The sequence below is a fragment of the Sarcina ventriculi genome, assembly GCF_900456775.1.
GTDB lineage: Bacteria > Bacillota > Clostridia > Clostridiales > Clostridiaceae > Sarcina > Sarcina ventriculi.
Genome location: NZ_UAUL01000008.1, coordinates 253338 through 269256, shown reverse-complemented (window position 1 = coordinate 269256; position 15919 = coordinate 253338). Strand labels below are relative to the sequence as shown.

The window sequence follows — 15919 nt, the reverse complement described above, 5'->3', positions numbered from 1 at the left end:
AGTTTCCTCCTATATTTTATTAAATCATTATATCATAGTAAGTTTTAATTTTCATTAATTAAAACTTAAAAAGGCTATCATTAATATAGTCTAAATATTAAAATTTACACTATACTAAAATAACCTAAATGACTTCATATCTATAATCTTTTTGCACCTTCAAAAGCAAGTTTACTTCTCTCACATTCATCATATAAAAGAGATACTTGATAACAAAGAGGACTTCCTTTCATTTTTTCTGATGCATAACAAAGACCATTACTCCTTAAATCTAAAAATGCTTGATCTATTTGTTCAGGATCTCCTATTAATATTATTTTAGAACCTTCCCCAGCTCTTGTTACTATAGCTTTTACTTGCTTTGGTGTAAGGTTTTGAGCTTCATCTATCACTATCCAATTCTTCACTATACTTCTACCCCTTAAAAATCCAACAGCTTCTGTAGTTATTATCTTTTTCTCAAATAGTTCCTCTATTTTATCATTTAATTCTTTCTCATTAGAGTATTTTCTACCATCATTAGAATCTATTAATATTTCTAAATTATCAAAAATAGGTCTCATAAATGGAGCTATTTTATCTTGCTCTGTGCCCGGCAAATGTCCTATATCCTCATCCATAGTTACATTTGGCCTACAAACTAAAATACGTCTATATTCCTTATTTTCACTATCTAATATTTTTTTTAACCCTACAGCTAAAGAAAATAACGTTTTTGCAGTGCCCGCTGGACCTTTTATTATTACTAAAGGGGCTTTATCTGCATCTATTGATAAACATTCAAGCATAAATTTTTGACCTACATTTCTTGGACTTATTCCCATTATCTTAGTATTATTTTTATATAAAAGTGGTACTACCCTCTTCCCATCATATCTCCCTAGTGCTGTTTGCCTCTCATTATTATTTGCATGAATTATTAAAAATTCATTTATTACAAGGTCTGGTTTATTGTAAGTTCCTAATTTTTTATTATATTCAGTTAAAACATCAACTTCAATAGATTTATTTTTAAAAAACATATCTATATCTAAAGAAGATGCATATACATCACGCCTTCCCATATACTGATCTTCCATAGTTGGAACTTCCTCCTCATAGTAATCTTTTGTTTGTATATCTACCGTATCTGCTTTTATTCTTTCAAATATATCTTTTGTAATTAAACATACGTCTTCCCCTTGCTCTATTAAAGCTTTACAAACTTGAATTATTCTATTATCTGCTTTTTCTATACTCCAAGATTCTGGTATTTTAGTATTATAAAAAGCCGATACTACTCTTAAATTTGAATTATTATCTAAATCCACACCTTGACTTAATTTACCCTTTAATCTTAATTTATCTAATATTCTAGCCACATTTCTAGCATTCATTCCTAAGTCGCTATTAACTTTTTTTAAATTATCTAACTCTTCTAATACAACCTCTGGAATTACTATATTACTATTATCAAAAGTAAAAATAGCGCCTGGTGAGTATAGTAATACATTCGTGTCTAGTACATATGTTTTCTTCAAATTAAAATCACTCCTTTAGAATGCATATCATTTATATTTTTTAATCTTTATATATAATATTTTTAATCAATCTTTATAATTCCTAAAATATACATTAATTTACTATTATATAAACTAAACTTTATTGCTAGAGTTTAACTTTTATATTATTATATATTTATACATAAAATTTGGAGGAATTTATTAATGAAATTATTATTCTTTGATACTGAAACAACTGGAATAAAGCCAGGTAGCATATGCCAACTTAGCTATATTTTAATTGATACATCTACTAAACCTCAAACTACTATGGGTAAAAATTTTTTCTTTGCTGTTGATGAAATGAATGAAGAGGCTGAAAAAATACATGGTTTTTCTTTAGAAAAATTATATGAATTAAGTAATGGAATGTACTTTGAGGATTCTTTTGAAGAATTTTTAAATGATTTTATAGAAGCTGACTTTATAATAGGACATAATGTACAATTTGATATTAAATTTTTAAAGCATGAACTATTAGGTATTGGTGAAGAATTTTTTCCTCAGCATATCTTCTGTACTATGCAATACTATAAAGATATCTGTAAACTCCTAAAATCTTCTGGTGATTTTAAAAATCCTAAACTTGAAGAAGTCATTAACTTTTTAAATGTATCTAAAGAAAAAATTACTGAAACTGCTAATAAGTTATTTATGGGTAGTGGAAATTATCATGATGCTCGATTTGATACTGCTGCTACATATTTAGCAGTAACCGAAGGAATCAAACAAGGTCACATAAAAAGAAATTACTTTTCAAATATGTTATCTAAATAGATAAAAACCATAGATTTACTCTATGGTTTTTATTACTTCTTATCTGCCTAAACATTAACTTCGCCTTTTATATCTAAAGCATCAATATTTTCTCTTAAAATTGGTTCTACACACTCTTCTATAAACTCTAACACTTGTCCTGGAGCCCTTCCAACAAACTTCAAAGGATTTATTGCTTCTAATATCTCCTCTTTTGAAAGTCCAAACGAATTATCATTTATTATTCTTTCGATAAGATCATTATTTAATCCTTCTCCCTTTACTCTTTGAGCTGCAGCCATTGAATGAATTCTAATACGTTCATGAAGTTCTTGCCTATCTCCTCCTTTTTTTACAGCTTTCATAAGAATGTTTTCAGTAGCCATAAATGGCAATTCATTTTCTACATGAGATTTAATTACTTTATCATACACCACCATGTTTTCAACTACATTTATATATATATTAAAAACACCATCTAAAGCTAGAAAAGCTTCTGCAACTGCTATTCTTTTATTAGCTGAATCATCTAAAGTTCTTTCAAACCATTGAGTAGCAGCAGTTATAGCTGGATTTAAGGAATCTACTATAACATATCTAGACAAAGCGCTTATTCTTTCACTTCTCATAGGATTTCTTTTATATGCCATTGCAGATGATCCTATTTGATTCTTCTCAAAAGGCTCTTCCATCTCTTTCATACTTTGAAGTAATCTTAAATCATTTGAAAACTTATAAGCACTTTGCGCAACCTCTGATAAAGTGTTTAATACTATAGAATCAAATTTTCTTGGATAAGTTTGACCAGTAACTGCAAAACTTGCTTTAAAGCCCATTTTATTTGCAATCATTTTATCTAAAGTCTTTACCTTTTCCTCATCTCCATTAAAAAGTTCCATAAAACTTGCTTGTGTTCCTGTTGTACCTTTAGCACCTCTTAACTTAAAATTACTTAATAAATAATCAATGTTTTCTATATCCATTGTTAAATCTTGCATCCAAAGAGTAGCCCTTTTACCAACAGTAGTTAACTGAGCTGGTTGATAATGCGTAAATCCTAAAGTTGGCATATCTTTATATTTAAGAGCGAATTCTTTTAAATGATTCAAAACTGTAACTATTTTTTTCTTTATCAATATAAGAGCGTCTCTCATAATTATTATATCTGTATTATCTCCAACATAACAACTAGTTGCTCCTAAGTGTATTATTCCTTTAGCTTCAGGACATAACAGACCATAAGCATAAACATGACTCATTACATCATGTCTTACCTCTTTTTCTTTTTTTATTGCGTCATCATAATTTATATTATAAATATTTTTCTTCAATTCATTTATTTGTTCAGTTGTTATATCTAATCCTAATTCCTTTTCACTCTCTGCTAAAGCAACCCATAATTTTCTCCAAGTAGAAAATTTCATATCATCTGAAAATATATATGACATTTCCTTTGAAGCATATCTAGAATTTAAGGGTGTTTTATATAAATTATTCATATATCAAATAACCTCCAACGTACAAACATTTATTTTTTTTAATTATAATTCGTATTATAACATATTTTTTAACTTTTAAAATAATATTAATAAACTTTACCAAAATTATAAACAATAAAAAAGGCTCTAACTATAAGTATATAATTAGAACCTTTTTTATTTTACCAAATTAAATTAGTCTTCTAAAGTTTCTATTAATTTAGCTATTTCTTCTGCTGCTAAAGTTTCATCATCTCCGCTAGCAGTAACCTTTACAGTTGCATCCTTTGAAACTCCTAATGATAAAACACCAATTAAACTTTTAACGTTAGCCTTTTTACCATTGAATTCTAAACTTATATCAGATTTAAAAGAAGAAGCCTTCTTTACTAATAATGTAGCTGGTCTAGCGTGTAAACCTGTTGAATTTTTAACTAAAACTTCTTTAGATATCATTAAATACACCTCATACTTTCATATTTATTATATTCTCACATAATTAGGAATTATTTTTTAGAACTTTTTTACTTTTTTAATAAATAATATATTGTAATTGATTCCTATACATAATATTATATCATTTTTTCCATGGAATTCAATAATTTTTAATAAATTGTCGAAATATTTAAATTTTTAATAAAGTTTGAAATTCTATTTAAACCTGTTTCTATACTATCCATTGAAGTTGCATACGATAATCTTATATAATTATCTTCTCCAAACGCTATTCCAGGGATAGCGACTACGTTCTCTCTATCCAATAATTTTTCGCAAAACTCACTTGACCCACTTATTTTAAACTTTTTAAGAATTTTCTCTATATTAACTAAAATATAGAAAGCACCCTTTGGCTCTATATATGATACATCAGAAATATCATCTAATAATTTCATCATAACCTTTCTTCTTCTATCAAATTCATTTTGCATAATTTTCATTTCTTCTTGTTGTCCTGTTAAAGCTTCTAAAGATGCATACTGTGCTATTGAATTTACATTAGATGTTGTATGACTTTGAATATTATTCATAAGCTTTATTATTTCCTTTTTACCAGCTGCATAACCTACTCTCCATCCTGTCATAGCATAAGCTTTAGATAAGCCGTTAACAACTATTGTTCTATTAAATGCATCTTCATTTAAACTTGCAATACTTATATGCTTATTATCTCCGTATGTAAGTTTCTCATACATTTCATCAGATATTATATATAAATCATACTTTTTAGCAAAATCAGCAATTTCCATTAACTCTTTTTTACTATAAATTGACCCTGTAGGATTATTAGGTGAATTTACAACTATTGCCTTAGTTTTATTAGTTATACTTTTTTCCAAATTTTTAAAATTTATTTTAAAATCATCTTCTTTATTTGTTTCTACAAAAACAGGAATACCATCATTTAACTTTACAAGTTCAGGATAACTTACCCAATAAGGTTTAGGTATTAAAACTTCATCCCCCACATTTAAAATAGCTGCAAATACATTAAATAAACACTGTTTTCCTCCAGTTGAAACAATAATATTTTCACTCTTATACTTTAATCCATTATCATTATAAAATTTTTTAACTATCGCTTCCTTAAGCTCTGTTATTCCAGATACAGCTGTATATTTAGTTTTTCCTTGATTCATAGCCAAAATAGCTGCATCTATTATATTTTGAGGAGTATTAAAATCCGGCTCTCCCACACCAAAACTTATAACATCAACCCCCTGTGCTTTAAGTTCCCCAGCTTTAGCAGTAAGCGCTAATGTCATAGATGGTTCCATATTCATTGCCTTTTTAGATAAATTCATAAGAATAATCCCCCTTTTACTACTTAATATTAATATAAATGTAAATTAAATAGTAATTATTTAATTCACTTAACTAATATTTAATATAGCACTTTTAATTTTTAAAGTAAATTATATATTTATAAATAAAATATAAATTACCTCATGAAATTAATTTAAAAATCATCCATGAGGCACTTATTTAAACATTTACAAATCATCTAGGCTGAACTATTAATTTTATTGCCGTTCTACTTTCACCATCTATTTGTATATCTGTGAAAGCTGGTATGCAAACTATATCTTTTCCACTAGGTGCAACAAAACCTCTAGCTATTGCTATTGCTTTTACAGCTTGATTAATTGCTCCTGCACCTACTGCTTGAATTTCAACAACGTTCTTCTCCTTAATTATAGCAGCTAAAGCTCCCGCTACCGAATTAGGATTTGACTTCGTTGATACTTTTAATACTTCCATTTATTTTCCTCCTGCTAACTCTTTATAGCATACGTTTTCAAAAAAATTTATAAAACGTATACTATACATATTCTACAAAAGATTGAAAAATCCTTCTTTATTTTTTATTATTATAAAAAATACATCTCTTTATAAAAGATGTATTTTAAAATATAATAAACTATTTTGCATAATCTACTGCACGAGTTTCTCTTATAACATTTATCTTTATTTGTCCAGGATACTCCAATTGCTCTTCTATATTTTTAACAATATTTCTTGCCATTTCAACAGCACCTGCATCATCAACTTGATCTGGTTTAACCATAATTCTAATCTCTCTTCCAGCTTGAATTGCATATGACTTTTCTACACCTTCATATGAAGTAGCTATTTCTTCTAATTTCTCTAATCTTTTTATATAAGCTTCTAATGTTTCTCTTCTAGCCCCTGGTCTAGCTGCTGATATAGCATCTGCGGCTTGAACAAGAACGGCCTCTAAAGTTTGCATTTCTACATCACCATGATGAGCCGAAATAGCATTTACTACTGCTGGAGACTCATGATACTTTTTTGCAAGATCTCCTCCTATTAAAGCATGTGGTCCTTCATATTCTTGGTCAACCCCTTTACCAATATCATGTAAAAGTCCTGCTCTTCTAGCTAGATTAACATCTAATCCTAACTCTGATGCCATTAATCCTGCTAAATATGCAACCTCAATAGAATGTTTCAATACATTTTGTCCATAACTAGTTCTGTATTTTAATCTTCCCAAAAGTTTTATTACCTCTGGATGTAAACCATGAACACCAGTTTCAAAGGTTGCTTGTTCTCCCTCTTCTTTGATATCATTTTCTACATCCTTCATAGCTCTCTCTACCATTTCTTCAATTCTAGCTGGATGTATCCTTCCATCTACAATTAATTTTTCTAATGCTATTCTTGCAACTTCTCTCCTTATAGGATCAAAGCTTGATAAAATAACAGCTTCAGGCGTATCATCTATTATAAGATCAACTCCTGTTAACGTTTCTAAAGTTCTTATATTTCTACCTTCTCTTCCTATTATTCTACCCTTCATTTCATCGTTAGGAAGTGCTACTACATACACTGTAGATTCTGATACATGATCTGCTGCACATCTTTGAATAGCGTTTGTTATTATTTCTCTAGCTCTTTTATCAGATTCTTCTTTTGCTTTAGATTCAACATCCTTTATCATTATTGCTGCTTCGTGTTTTACTTCTCTATTAACTTGATCTAATAAAATTTTTCTAGCCTCTTCTGTGGTAAGATTTGAAATTCTTTCAAGTTCGCTTCTTTGCTCTTCATAAAGAGATTTTACACCATTTTCAATATTCTCTATCTCAATAACTCTATCATTAAGACCTTCTTCTTTTTTTTCTAATAAATCACTTTTTTTATCTAAAGATTCTTCCCTTTGTAATAATCTTCTTTCTAACCTTTGAAGTTCACTTCTTCTCTCTCTAGATTCTTTTTCTAAATCATTTCTTAATTTATGAGCTTCTTCTTTTGCCTCTAATATTACCTCTTTTTTTAATGCTTCAGACTCCTTCTTCGCATCTTCTAAGACTCCTTCAGCTTCTTTTTGTAAACTTTCAATTCTATTTTTTGAAGCCTTATTTATCATAGCGCGTTGAATAAATCCTATAACTATTAATATAATAATTGCTATAATTATCGCTATAATTATATCATCCATATGAACACCTCCTTGTTAATATTATAAACTAAATATTTATAGAAAGGTGTCATAATATATTCTCACTGTAATTCTTATTGAACATGATAAACCAGTATTTGTTATTATTGTATAGTAAATTTATCTTTGTGTCAAGGTGCTACATAACTAGCTTTATATTATGTTTAGTATATTTTTACTTATATTATAAATCTTTTTTATCTTTTTATTCTATCTTCTTAAAAAATTAATATCTTATAAAATAAAAAAACTATATCAAAGAAATCTTTATGTAAATAATTATGTTGTATTTAACATATTTTACATCATTATTTGAAAACTTTGATATAGCACGTATTCATTTAAAATTATTTTTCTTCTTTAGAAACTGCTACTTCTAACATTGGAAGATTATGCTTTTCTCTTATTTTTCTTTCAATTTCTAAAGCTATCTCTTCATTGTCTTTTAAGTACTGCTTTGCATTTTCTCTACCTTGACCAAGTCTTATATCTCCATAAGAGAACCAAGCTCCACTCTTTTGAATTATTTCTTCTTTTACACCTACATCTACTAAATTTCCTGTCTTAGATATTCCTTCATTATACATTATATCAAATTCAGCTTGTCTAAACGGAGGTGCAACTTTATTTTTTATTACTTTAACCCTAGTTCTATTTCCCATTATAGCATCGCCTTGCTTTATTGAATCTATTCTTCTAATATCCATTCTAACTGATGCATAAAATTTTAAAGCTCTTCCACCTGGCGTAACTTCAGGGTTTCCAAACATTATTCCAACTTTTTCTCTTAACTGATTTATAAATATTGCAACACATTTAGTTTGATTTATACTACCTGCTAATTTTCTAAGAGCTTGCGACATAAGTCTTGCCTGAAGACCTACATGAGAGTCTCCCATCTCACCTTCTATTTCAGCTCTTGGAACAAGAGCCGCCACTGAATCTACAACTAAAACATCTATAGCCCCTGATCTAACTAAAGCTTCTGCAATTTCTAAACCTTGTTCTCCAGTATCTGGCTGTGATACTACTAAATTATCTATATCTACACCAAGCTTTGATGCATATCCTGGATCTAATGCATGTTCTGCATCAATATAAGCTGCTGCTCCACCTAATTTCTGAGCTTCTGCAACAACATGCAATGCAATAGTTGTTTTACCAGAACTTTCTGGTCCATAAATTTCTATTATTCTTCCCCTCGGAACTCCTCCGATTCCAAGAGCTATATCTAAATCTAAACACCCGGTAGATACTGCATCTATATTTGCTGTAGCATCTTCCCCAAGTTTCATAACTGAACCTTTTCCAAATTGTTTTTCGATTTGACCCATTGCCATCTCAATAGCTTTTAATTTATTTTCATCTATTTTAGCCATAAAATCCTCCTACTACGAACATAAGTTCTATATTGATTATAGAGTATACCCCTAAAAATGTCAATATAAAAGAAAATATAAAGTATTAAATAATTAACACTTTATATTTTATTATTCCCATATTTTTTATTTATAAACCATTATTTGTCAAAAGTTATAACTTTTCTATTCTTTATAAAATAATCTATTCCTGATATTATTGTTATTACAACACATATATAAAAGACTATATTAGATGCAACAAGAAAACCTGGGAAAAAATTAACTAATAAATTAGTATTTCCAATAGTCATTATATTAACAGTTAATAAAAATAATAATATAGCTAGCATTTGAGTTACTGTTTTTATTTTTCCCCACCAACTAGCTGCAATAACTAATCCATTGGAAGCAGCAATACTTCTTAAACCTGATACTGCAAACTCTCTAGATAATATTATTATAACTGCCCAAGCAGGAATCATACCTATTTGAACTAAACATACAAAGACTGCTGTAACTAAAAGTTTATCTGCTAATGGGTCCATAAATTTTCCAAACGTTGTTATTTGATTTCTAGACCTTGCTATATGACCATCTAATTGATCTGTTATAGAGGCAACAATAAACACTATGGTTGCAACTATTGTTCCATAATCTATTCCTTCTACTAAGAAAAATATTAAAAATACTGGTACTAAAAATATTCTTAAAAGTGTAAGCTTATTTGCAAGATTCATTTAAAACCACCCCTATTAAATCATACTCTAATGCTTCTTTTATCTTTACATCATAGAATTTATTAGCTTTTAAATTTTTCTCTTTTATATAAATTAATCCATCAATATCTGGAGCCATTTCATAACTTCTTCCTATAAAATAGTCACTATTTTCACTTTCTACTAATACTTTGTAAGTTCTTCCTATCTTACTTTTATTGATTGCTTTAGATACTTCTTTTTGAACCTCCATAAGCTCTTTTTCCCTTTGTTGCTTAATTTTTTCATCTATTTGATTTTCCATTAGTGCAGCTGGTGTATCTTCTTCTTGTGAATATGTAAATACTCCTACCTTATCTAACTTCATTTCTTTTAAAAATTCTTTTAATTCATTAAAATCTTCCTCTGTTTCCCCTGGAAATCCAACTATTAATGATGTTCTTAATACAATATTAGAAACATTCTCTCTCAATGTTTTTATCTTATCTATAATTTCTTCTTTACTTGTCTTTCTACCCATTCTCTTTAATATATCATTACTTATATGTTGAATTGGAAGATCTAAATATTTACACACTTTATCATTTTTACTTATCTCTTCTATTAATTCACCATAAATAGCCTCAGGATAACAATACATAACTCTTATAAATTCAATTCCTTCTATTTTACTTAATTCTCTTAAAACTATATGAAGCCTTTTCTCATTATATAAATCTATACCATAATTGGTTGTATCTTGTGCTATTAGTATTATTTCTTTAACACCTGCATTTGCAAGAATTTTCCCTTCTTCTATTATATTTTCGATTTTTCTACTTCTAAATTTTCCTCTTATTTTAGGAATTATACAATAAGTACAAAAATTATTACAACCCTCTGCTATTCTTAAATAAGCACTACTCTTATTAGTTGTTATTATTCTTTTGCCTTCATTTATTCCTTCATTAGTAAAGTTTGTTGAAGAAATCTTTTTATTCTCTTTTATAAATCCTTCAATAGCCTTATTTATTTTTTCATAATCATTAACTCCTAAGACTATATCAAGCTCTGGCATAAGATCTAAAAGCTCTTTTCCATATCTTTGAGTTAAACATCCTGTAGCTATTAAAAGCTTACATTTATATTTTATTTTATATTTTGCCATATCTAATATAGTATTTATGGATTCTTGTTTAGCCTTTTCTATAAATCCACAAGTGTTTACTATAATTATATCTGCCTCTTTAGGGTTATTAGTTAATTCATATTCCCTTTCTACTTGCCCTAGCATAATTTCTGAATCAACTCTATTTTTATCGCAGCCTAGGCTAACCATTCCAACTTTATATTTTGTCAACTCTCTCTCCTCCTAAGTTTCAATATACATTCTATATTTTAAAGTTCTTTTATAATTTAAACAAGAACTTATTTTATATTTTCAAATTCCTCTTTAGACATAAGTACCTGTCTTGGTTTATTTCCATCTCTAGCAGATATTATTCTATTTTTTTCAAGTTCCTCTACTATTCTTGCCGCCCTATTGAATCCTATTCTAAGTCGCCTTTGAAGATATGATGTTGAAACTTGTCCTGTTTCTACTACTATTTTTATAGCCTCATCTAAAAGTTCATCACAACCTTCATTACTCTTAATAGATGTATCACTAGCGGAATTTATATACTCTAATATCTCACTTTCACATTTACTATCAGATTTTATATCCTTTATAAAAGATACAACATTTTCAACCTCTTCCTCTGATATAAATGCTCCTTGAACTCTCTTAGGTTTTGATTCTCCAACTGGATAAAATAACATATCTCCTTTACCTAAAAGTTTTTCTGCCCCTGTTGAATCTAGTATAGTTCTTGAATCTACTTGACTAGATACTGCAAATGATATTCTAGATGGTACATTTGCCTTTATAAGACCTGTTATAACATCAACTGATGGTCTTTGTGTTGCAATTACAAGATGCATACCAGCTGCCCTTGCCATTTGAGCCAACCTACATATATAATCTTCTACATCCCTTGGACATGCCATCATAAGATCAGCAAGTTCATCTATTATTATCACTATATAAGGAAGTTTTTCGTCTATAACTCCTTTTTTAACCAATTCATTGTAAGAATCTACATTTCTAACTCCATTATCTGCAAAAAGCTTATATCTCCTTGTCATTTCATTTACTGCCCAATTTAAAGCTGCAGCCGCCTTTTTAGGATCTGTTACTACTGGAATTAAAAGATGTGGAATTCCATTATATACATTAAGTTCAACAACCTTTGGATCTACCATTAAAAGCTTAACATCTTCTGGCGAATATTTATATAATATACTTACAATAAGTGTATTTATACAAACACTTTTACCTGAACCTGTCGCCCCTGCAATTAAAACATGAGGCATCTTGCTAATATCTGTTACTATACATTTACCAGTAATATCTTTTCCAAGTGCACAAGCAACTTTATAATTATTGTTTTTAAATTCATTAGATTCTAAGATTTCTCTAAAAAATACCGGAGTCTGTTCTTTATTTGGAACTTCTATTCCTATGGCTGATTTACCTGGAATTGGAGCTTCTATTCTAACTCCTTTAGCAGCAAGCCCAAGGGCTATATCATCTGACAAGTTAACTATTTTACTAACCTTTATACCAGCTTTAGGTTGAAGTTCAAATCTAGTCACTGACGGTCCTTTTGTAACCTCTAGAATTTTAGCCTCTACTCCAAAGCTTAATAAAGTTTTTTCTAATTTATCAGCATTTTCCAAAAGCTCTTTTTTTTCATTTTTATCTAGCTTTAAATTAGTGTTTATATTTAAAAGGTCCGCATTTGGTCTAATATATTTCTTATTTTGATACGTTTTACTTTGAATTTCTTGCGTTTTACTTATTACATCTTCATTTCCTCTTATTGGTGAATTTCCTTCTATTTTTTTTATTTTTTGAGTTTTAAATTTATCATCTAATTTACGATGTTGCACTTTAACATCTGCATTTTCTCTAGAATCAGTGTTTATTTTTATCTGACTTTTTTCTTCTAATTCAATAGAACTTTTAGGAGTATTCTTCATAAAATCTAGTATTTTTATTTTACTCTCTATATTTTTTAGGAACTCTTCTTTTTCACTCTCTTCATTATTTACTTTAATTTTTATTTTTTTAGAATCACTTCTACCTTTTTTAGAAATACTATTTCTAACATTAGTTTTATTGTTAATTAGTAACTTAAATAATTTTTTCAAATCATTTATACTATAATCAAAAATAAGAACTGACGCAATAAAATATGCAATTATAAATATTATGTAAAGTCCTATACTTCCAACTAATTTATATATAGGAAACACTATTATAAAGCCTATTATTCCTCCAGTTATCTCATTTTGAGAATTAATTATGTTAGATATTGCATTCATAAAATTATTTGTATCTATACTTTTCATATCTAACAATTGAACTAATAATATTGTAGTTATAACAACTATCGTAACTCCCACAAACTTAGCATTTAGTATTTTTTTTTCCTTTAAAAAATTTAATTTAATTATCACATATATCATATATATAGGTAATGTAAAAGCTCCTACCCCTAGAAGATTCACAAAGATATCTTTAGATATTACACTTAAATATCCAGCCCAATTTGTATAAAGACTAAACATTAAAATAATACTTATCCCTATCCAAATAACACCGTATATTTCTTTTAAATACTTATCTATTATACTAACATTTTTCTTGCTTTTTTTCTTTTTTGTAGCCACCCTATCACCTCTTACTTGTTTTACTTTATATAAATTCTATGATACATACATAAAACCTTTTATATGCAAAAACTTAACCATAGGAAATCCTATGGTCTTAATTGTTCTTTAGAATCTGCTATTAATTCATTTAGCTTATTTAATGCATCTTTTACGCCACCTACTTCATTAATTAAGCCACACTTTACAGCTTCTTCCCCTATTAATATAGTTCCCATATCGTTTAAAAGCTCATCTGTCTGTAACATCAATTCATTTAATTTCTCTTTTTTTATATTTGATGTCCTAACTACAAAATCATTTATTCGCTCTTGCATTTTATTAAAATATTCAAATGTTTGAGGCACACCTATAATTAAGCCATTCATTCTGATAGGATGAATTATCATAGTTGCAGATGGACATATAAACGAATAATCTGATGATGTTGCCAATGGAACCCCTATAGAATGTCCCCCTCCAATTACAAGAGATACAGTAGGCTTACTCAAACTTCTAATCATTTCAGCTATAGCAAGACCTGCCTCTACATCTCCACCTACTGTATTTAAAACAAAAAGTATCCCTTCCACATTGTCATTTTGTTCTAAATTAATTATTTCAGGTATCATATGTTCATATTTAGTGGTTTTATTTTGTGGTGGTTGAACATTATGTCCTTCTATTTGACCAATTATTGTTACAACTTGTATATTTGAATGATTGTCTTCTTTTGGAACAGTTGTACCTAATTCTTTTATTTCTTCTAAATTTTCATTTTTTATTTCTTTACTCTCATTTTTCATTTAGCATTTCCTCCTAAAACTACATTTAGTTTATACGAAAGATTTGCCTTTTATTCTATTTTTCAATAAAAACTTTATGAAGTGCATTAATAGCATCTCGTACATTTTTAGTTTCTACTAAACACCATATTGTCATATGAGAATCTGCTGTTTGCAAAACTTCTATGTTATATTTATCTAAAGTACTTATTATTTTAGCCATAACTCCTGGAATACCCTTCATTTTTGAACCTACAACTGCTATTGTACTTAATTCATCTATATAAGTATACTTTAATTTATTTTCTTTCATTATTTTTCTAAATGTATCTCGAACTTCTTCACTTATCGTAAAGACTTTTTCTTTCGGAAAAATATTTATTAAATCTAAACTTATTTTATTTTGAGCTAATATTTCTAAAATACTCTTATATTTTTCATTATTTAAGTTATCTTTAAGCTTTATTGAAATTTGTATTCTACCTGAAGTGTGCGTTACTCCAGTTAAAAATCTTGTATCTTCAGTATCCCCAATACTATCTATTACTGTTCCCTCGCTAGAAGACATAGTATTTTTAATTACAAGTGGAACATTACCACGCATTGCAACTTCAACCGCCCTTGGGTGAATTACTTTTGCTCCATGATCTGCTAATTGAAACACTTCATTATAACTTATTTTATCTATAAGCTCAGCAGTTGATACAATTCTCGGATCTGCTGTCATTATACCATCAACATCTGTATATATATCAACTTCACAAGCTTTAAGAGCAACACCCAAAGCAGCAGCTGATGTATCACTACCACCTCTTCCTAAAGTTGTAAAATACCCTTCAATATCTCTGCCTTGAAATCCTGCAACTACAGGAACCTTTCCTTTATTTAATATTTCCAAAACTTTTTTAGGAGTTACATCTAAAAAATCAGCTTTTGAATAATTGTTATCAGTTAAAATACCAGCTTGCCCACCTGTTAAAGGTACTGCATCTATCCCATGCTCAAACAAGCAATCACTCATGACAACAGTGCTTATAATTTCTCCACAACTCATAAGCAAATCTGTTCCTTGCTTATTATTTTCTTTAAAATTATCGCTTACAAGTGACAACAATGTATCAGTTGCATAACTCTCTCCACGTCTTCCCATAGCTGATACAACTAACACAGGAAAATATCCATCACTTATTGCTTTTTTAACCTTTGAAACTACCATTTCTCTTTTATCTTTTGTAGATACTGAAGTTCCTCCAAACTTTTGTATAATTATCTTCACAAAATTCACGCTCCTATAATTTTGTTTTCTTTATTTCATCTTGTTCAACATCTAATATTATAGTTTTAGCACCTATCCTTTTCACTTTTTCCCACGCAATTTCTAAATACTCATCACCTTGAGAAAACAAACTAAATTTACCACTACCTAAATTAATTATTAAGTAACGCAGATCCCCATTTTCATCAACTATTATATCATTATTAGAGAGTGAACTATATTTTTCTCCATCATTAATGTTTATTATTTCATATTTTTCTATTTCACTTAAATACTTAACATTTGCCATATAAAATACCCCCTATCA

General features: G+C 28.5%; 14 protein-coding genes. 1 reads left to right on the top strand and 13 read right to left on the bottom strand.

Annotated features, from left to right (window positions below; translation table 11 throughout):
• Window positions 1–140 precede the first annotated feature (140 nt).
• On the bottom strand, window positions 141–1520 hold the full coding sequence (locus DR020_RS07960; protein WP_112365666.1) for a PhoH family protein: 1380 nt from the start codon (window positions 1518–1520) through the stop codon (window positions 141–143).
• 186 nt (window positions 1521–1706) lie between these two features.
• Between DR020_RS07960 and DR020_RS07955 the strand changes: the two genes are divergently transcribed.
• Entirely contained in the window at window positions 1707–2318 is a 612-nt protein-coding gene (locus tag DR020_RS07955; protein WP_112365665.1) for a 3'-5' exonuclease, read from the top strand.
• Between the two features lie 47 nt (window positions 2319–2365).
• On the opposite strand, the gene purB is transcribed toward DR020_RS07955, so the two are convergent.
• The 12 genes from purB to DR020_RS07895 form a co-directional block, all read right to left on the bottom strand.
• Window positions 2366–3796: an adenylosuccinate lyase gene (purB, locus tag DR020_RS07950; protein ID WP_112365664.1), complete on the bottom strand. Its 1431-nt coding sequence runs from the start codon at window positions 3794–3796 to the stop codon at window positions 2366–2368.
• A gap of 174 nt (window positions 3797–3970) precedes the next feature.
• Window positions 3971–4231 carry an HPr family phosphocarrier protein gene (locus DR020_RS07945; protein WP_055257137.1) on the bottom strand — a complete coding sequence of 87 codons (261 nt, stop codon included), beginning with the start codon at window positions 4229–4231 and terminating at the stop codon, window positions 3971–3973.
• A 149-nt stretch (window positions 4232–4380) separates the two neighbouring features.
• Window positions 4381–5577, bottom strand: a complete 1197-nt coding sequence (locus DR020_RS07940) for a pyridoxal phosphate-dependent aminotransferase (protein ID WP_055257138.1) — start codon at window positions 5575–5577, stop codon at window positions 4381–4383.
• A gap of 196 nt (window positions 5578–5773) precedes the next feature.
• Window positions 5774–6034 carry a stage V sporulation protein S gene (locus tag DR020_RS07935; RefSeq protein ID WP_055257139.1) on the bottom strand — a complete coding sequence of 87 codons (261 nt, stop codon included), beginning with the start codon at window positions 6032–6034 and terminating at the stop codon, window positions 5774–5776.
• Between the two features lie 160 nt (window positions 6035–6194).
• A complete protein-coding gene (gene rny, locus DR020_RS07930) occupies window positions 6195–7739 on the bottom strand; it encodes a ribonuclease Y (protein WP_055257140.1) in 1545 nt (514 codons plus the stop codon).
• A gap of 347 nt (window positions 7740–8086) precedes the next feature.
• The gene (gene recA / locus DR020_RS07925; RefSeq protein ID WP_055257141.1) at window positions 8087–9118 is read right to left on the bottom strand and encodes a recombinase RecA; all 1032 of its coding nucleotides are present in this window, start codon (window positions 9116–9118) and stop codon (window positions 8087–8089) included.
• Window positions 9119–9258: 140 nt separating this feature from the next.
• Entirely contained in the window at window positions 9259–9837 is a 579-nt protein-coding gene (pgsA, locus tag DR020_RS07920) for a CDP-diacylglycerol--glycerol-3-phosphate 3-phosphatidyltransferase (protein ID WP_055257142.1), read from the bottom strand.
• Window positions 9821–11155 (bottom strand): 30S ribosomal protein S12 methylthiotransferase RimO, encoded by a 1335-nt coding sequence (rimO, locus tag DR020_RS07915; RefSeq protein ID WP_112365663.1) that lies wholly within the window; start codon window positions 11153–11155, stop codon window positions 9821–9823. Before rimO ends, pgsA begins: the two co-directional genes overlap by 17 nt.
• A gap of 68 nt (window positions 11156–11223) precedes the next feature.
• On the bottom strand, window positions 11224–13470 hold the full coding sequence (locus tag DR020_RS07910; protein WP_112365698.1) for a DNA translocase FtsK: 2247 nt from the start codon (window positions 13468–13470) through the stop codon (window positions 11224–11226).
• A gap of 191 nt (window positions 13471–13661) precedes the next feature.
• Window positions 13662–14357 (bottom strand): ClpP family protease, encoded by a 696-nt coding sequence (locus DR020_RS07905; protein WP_055257145.1) that lies wholly within the window; start codon window positions 14355–14357, stop codon window positions 13662–13664.
• 55 nt (window positions 14358–14412) lie between these two features.
• On the bottom strand, window positions 14413–15612 hold the full coding sequence (dapG, locus tag DR020_RS07900) for an aspartate kinase (RefSeq protein WP_055257146.1): 1200 nt from the start codon (window positions 15610–15612) through the stop codon (window positions 14413–14415).
• A 13-nt stretch (window positions 15613–15625) separates the two neighbouring features.
• The gene (locus DR020_RS07895) at window positions 15626–15901 is read right to left on the bottom strand and encodes a YlmC/YmxH family sporulation protein (RefSeq protein ID WP_055257147.1); all 276 of its coding nucleotides are present in this window, start codon (window positions 15899–15901) and stop codon (window positions 15626–15628) included.
• Window positions 15902–15919 lie beyond the last annotated feature (18 nt).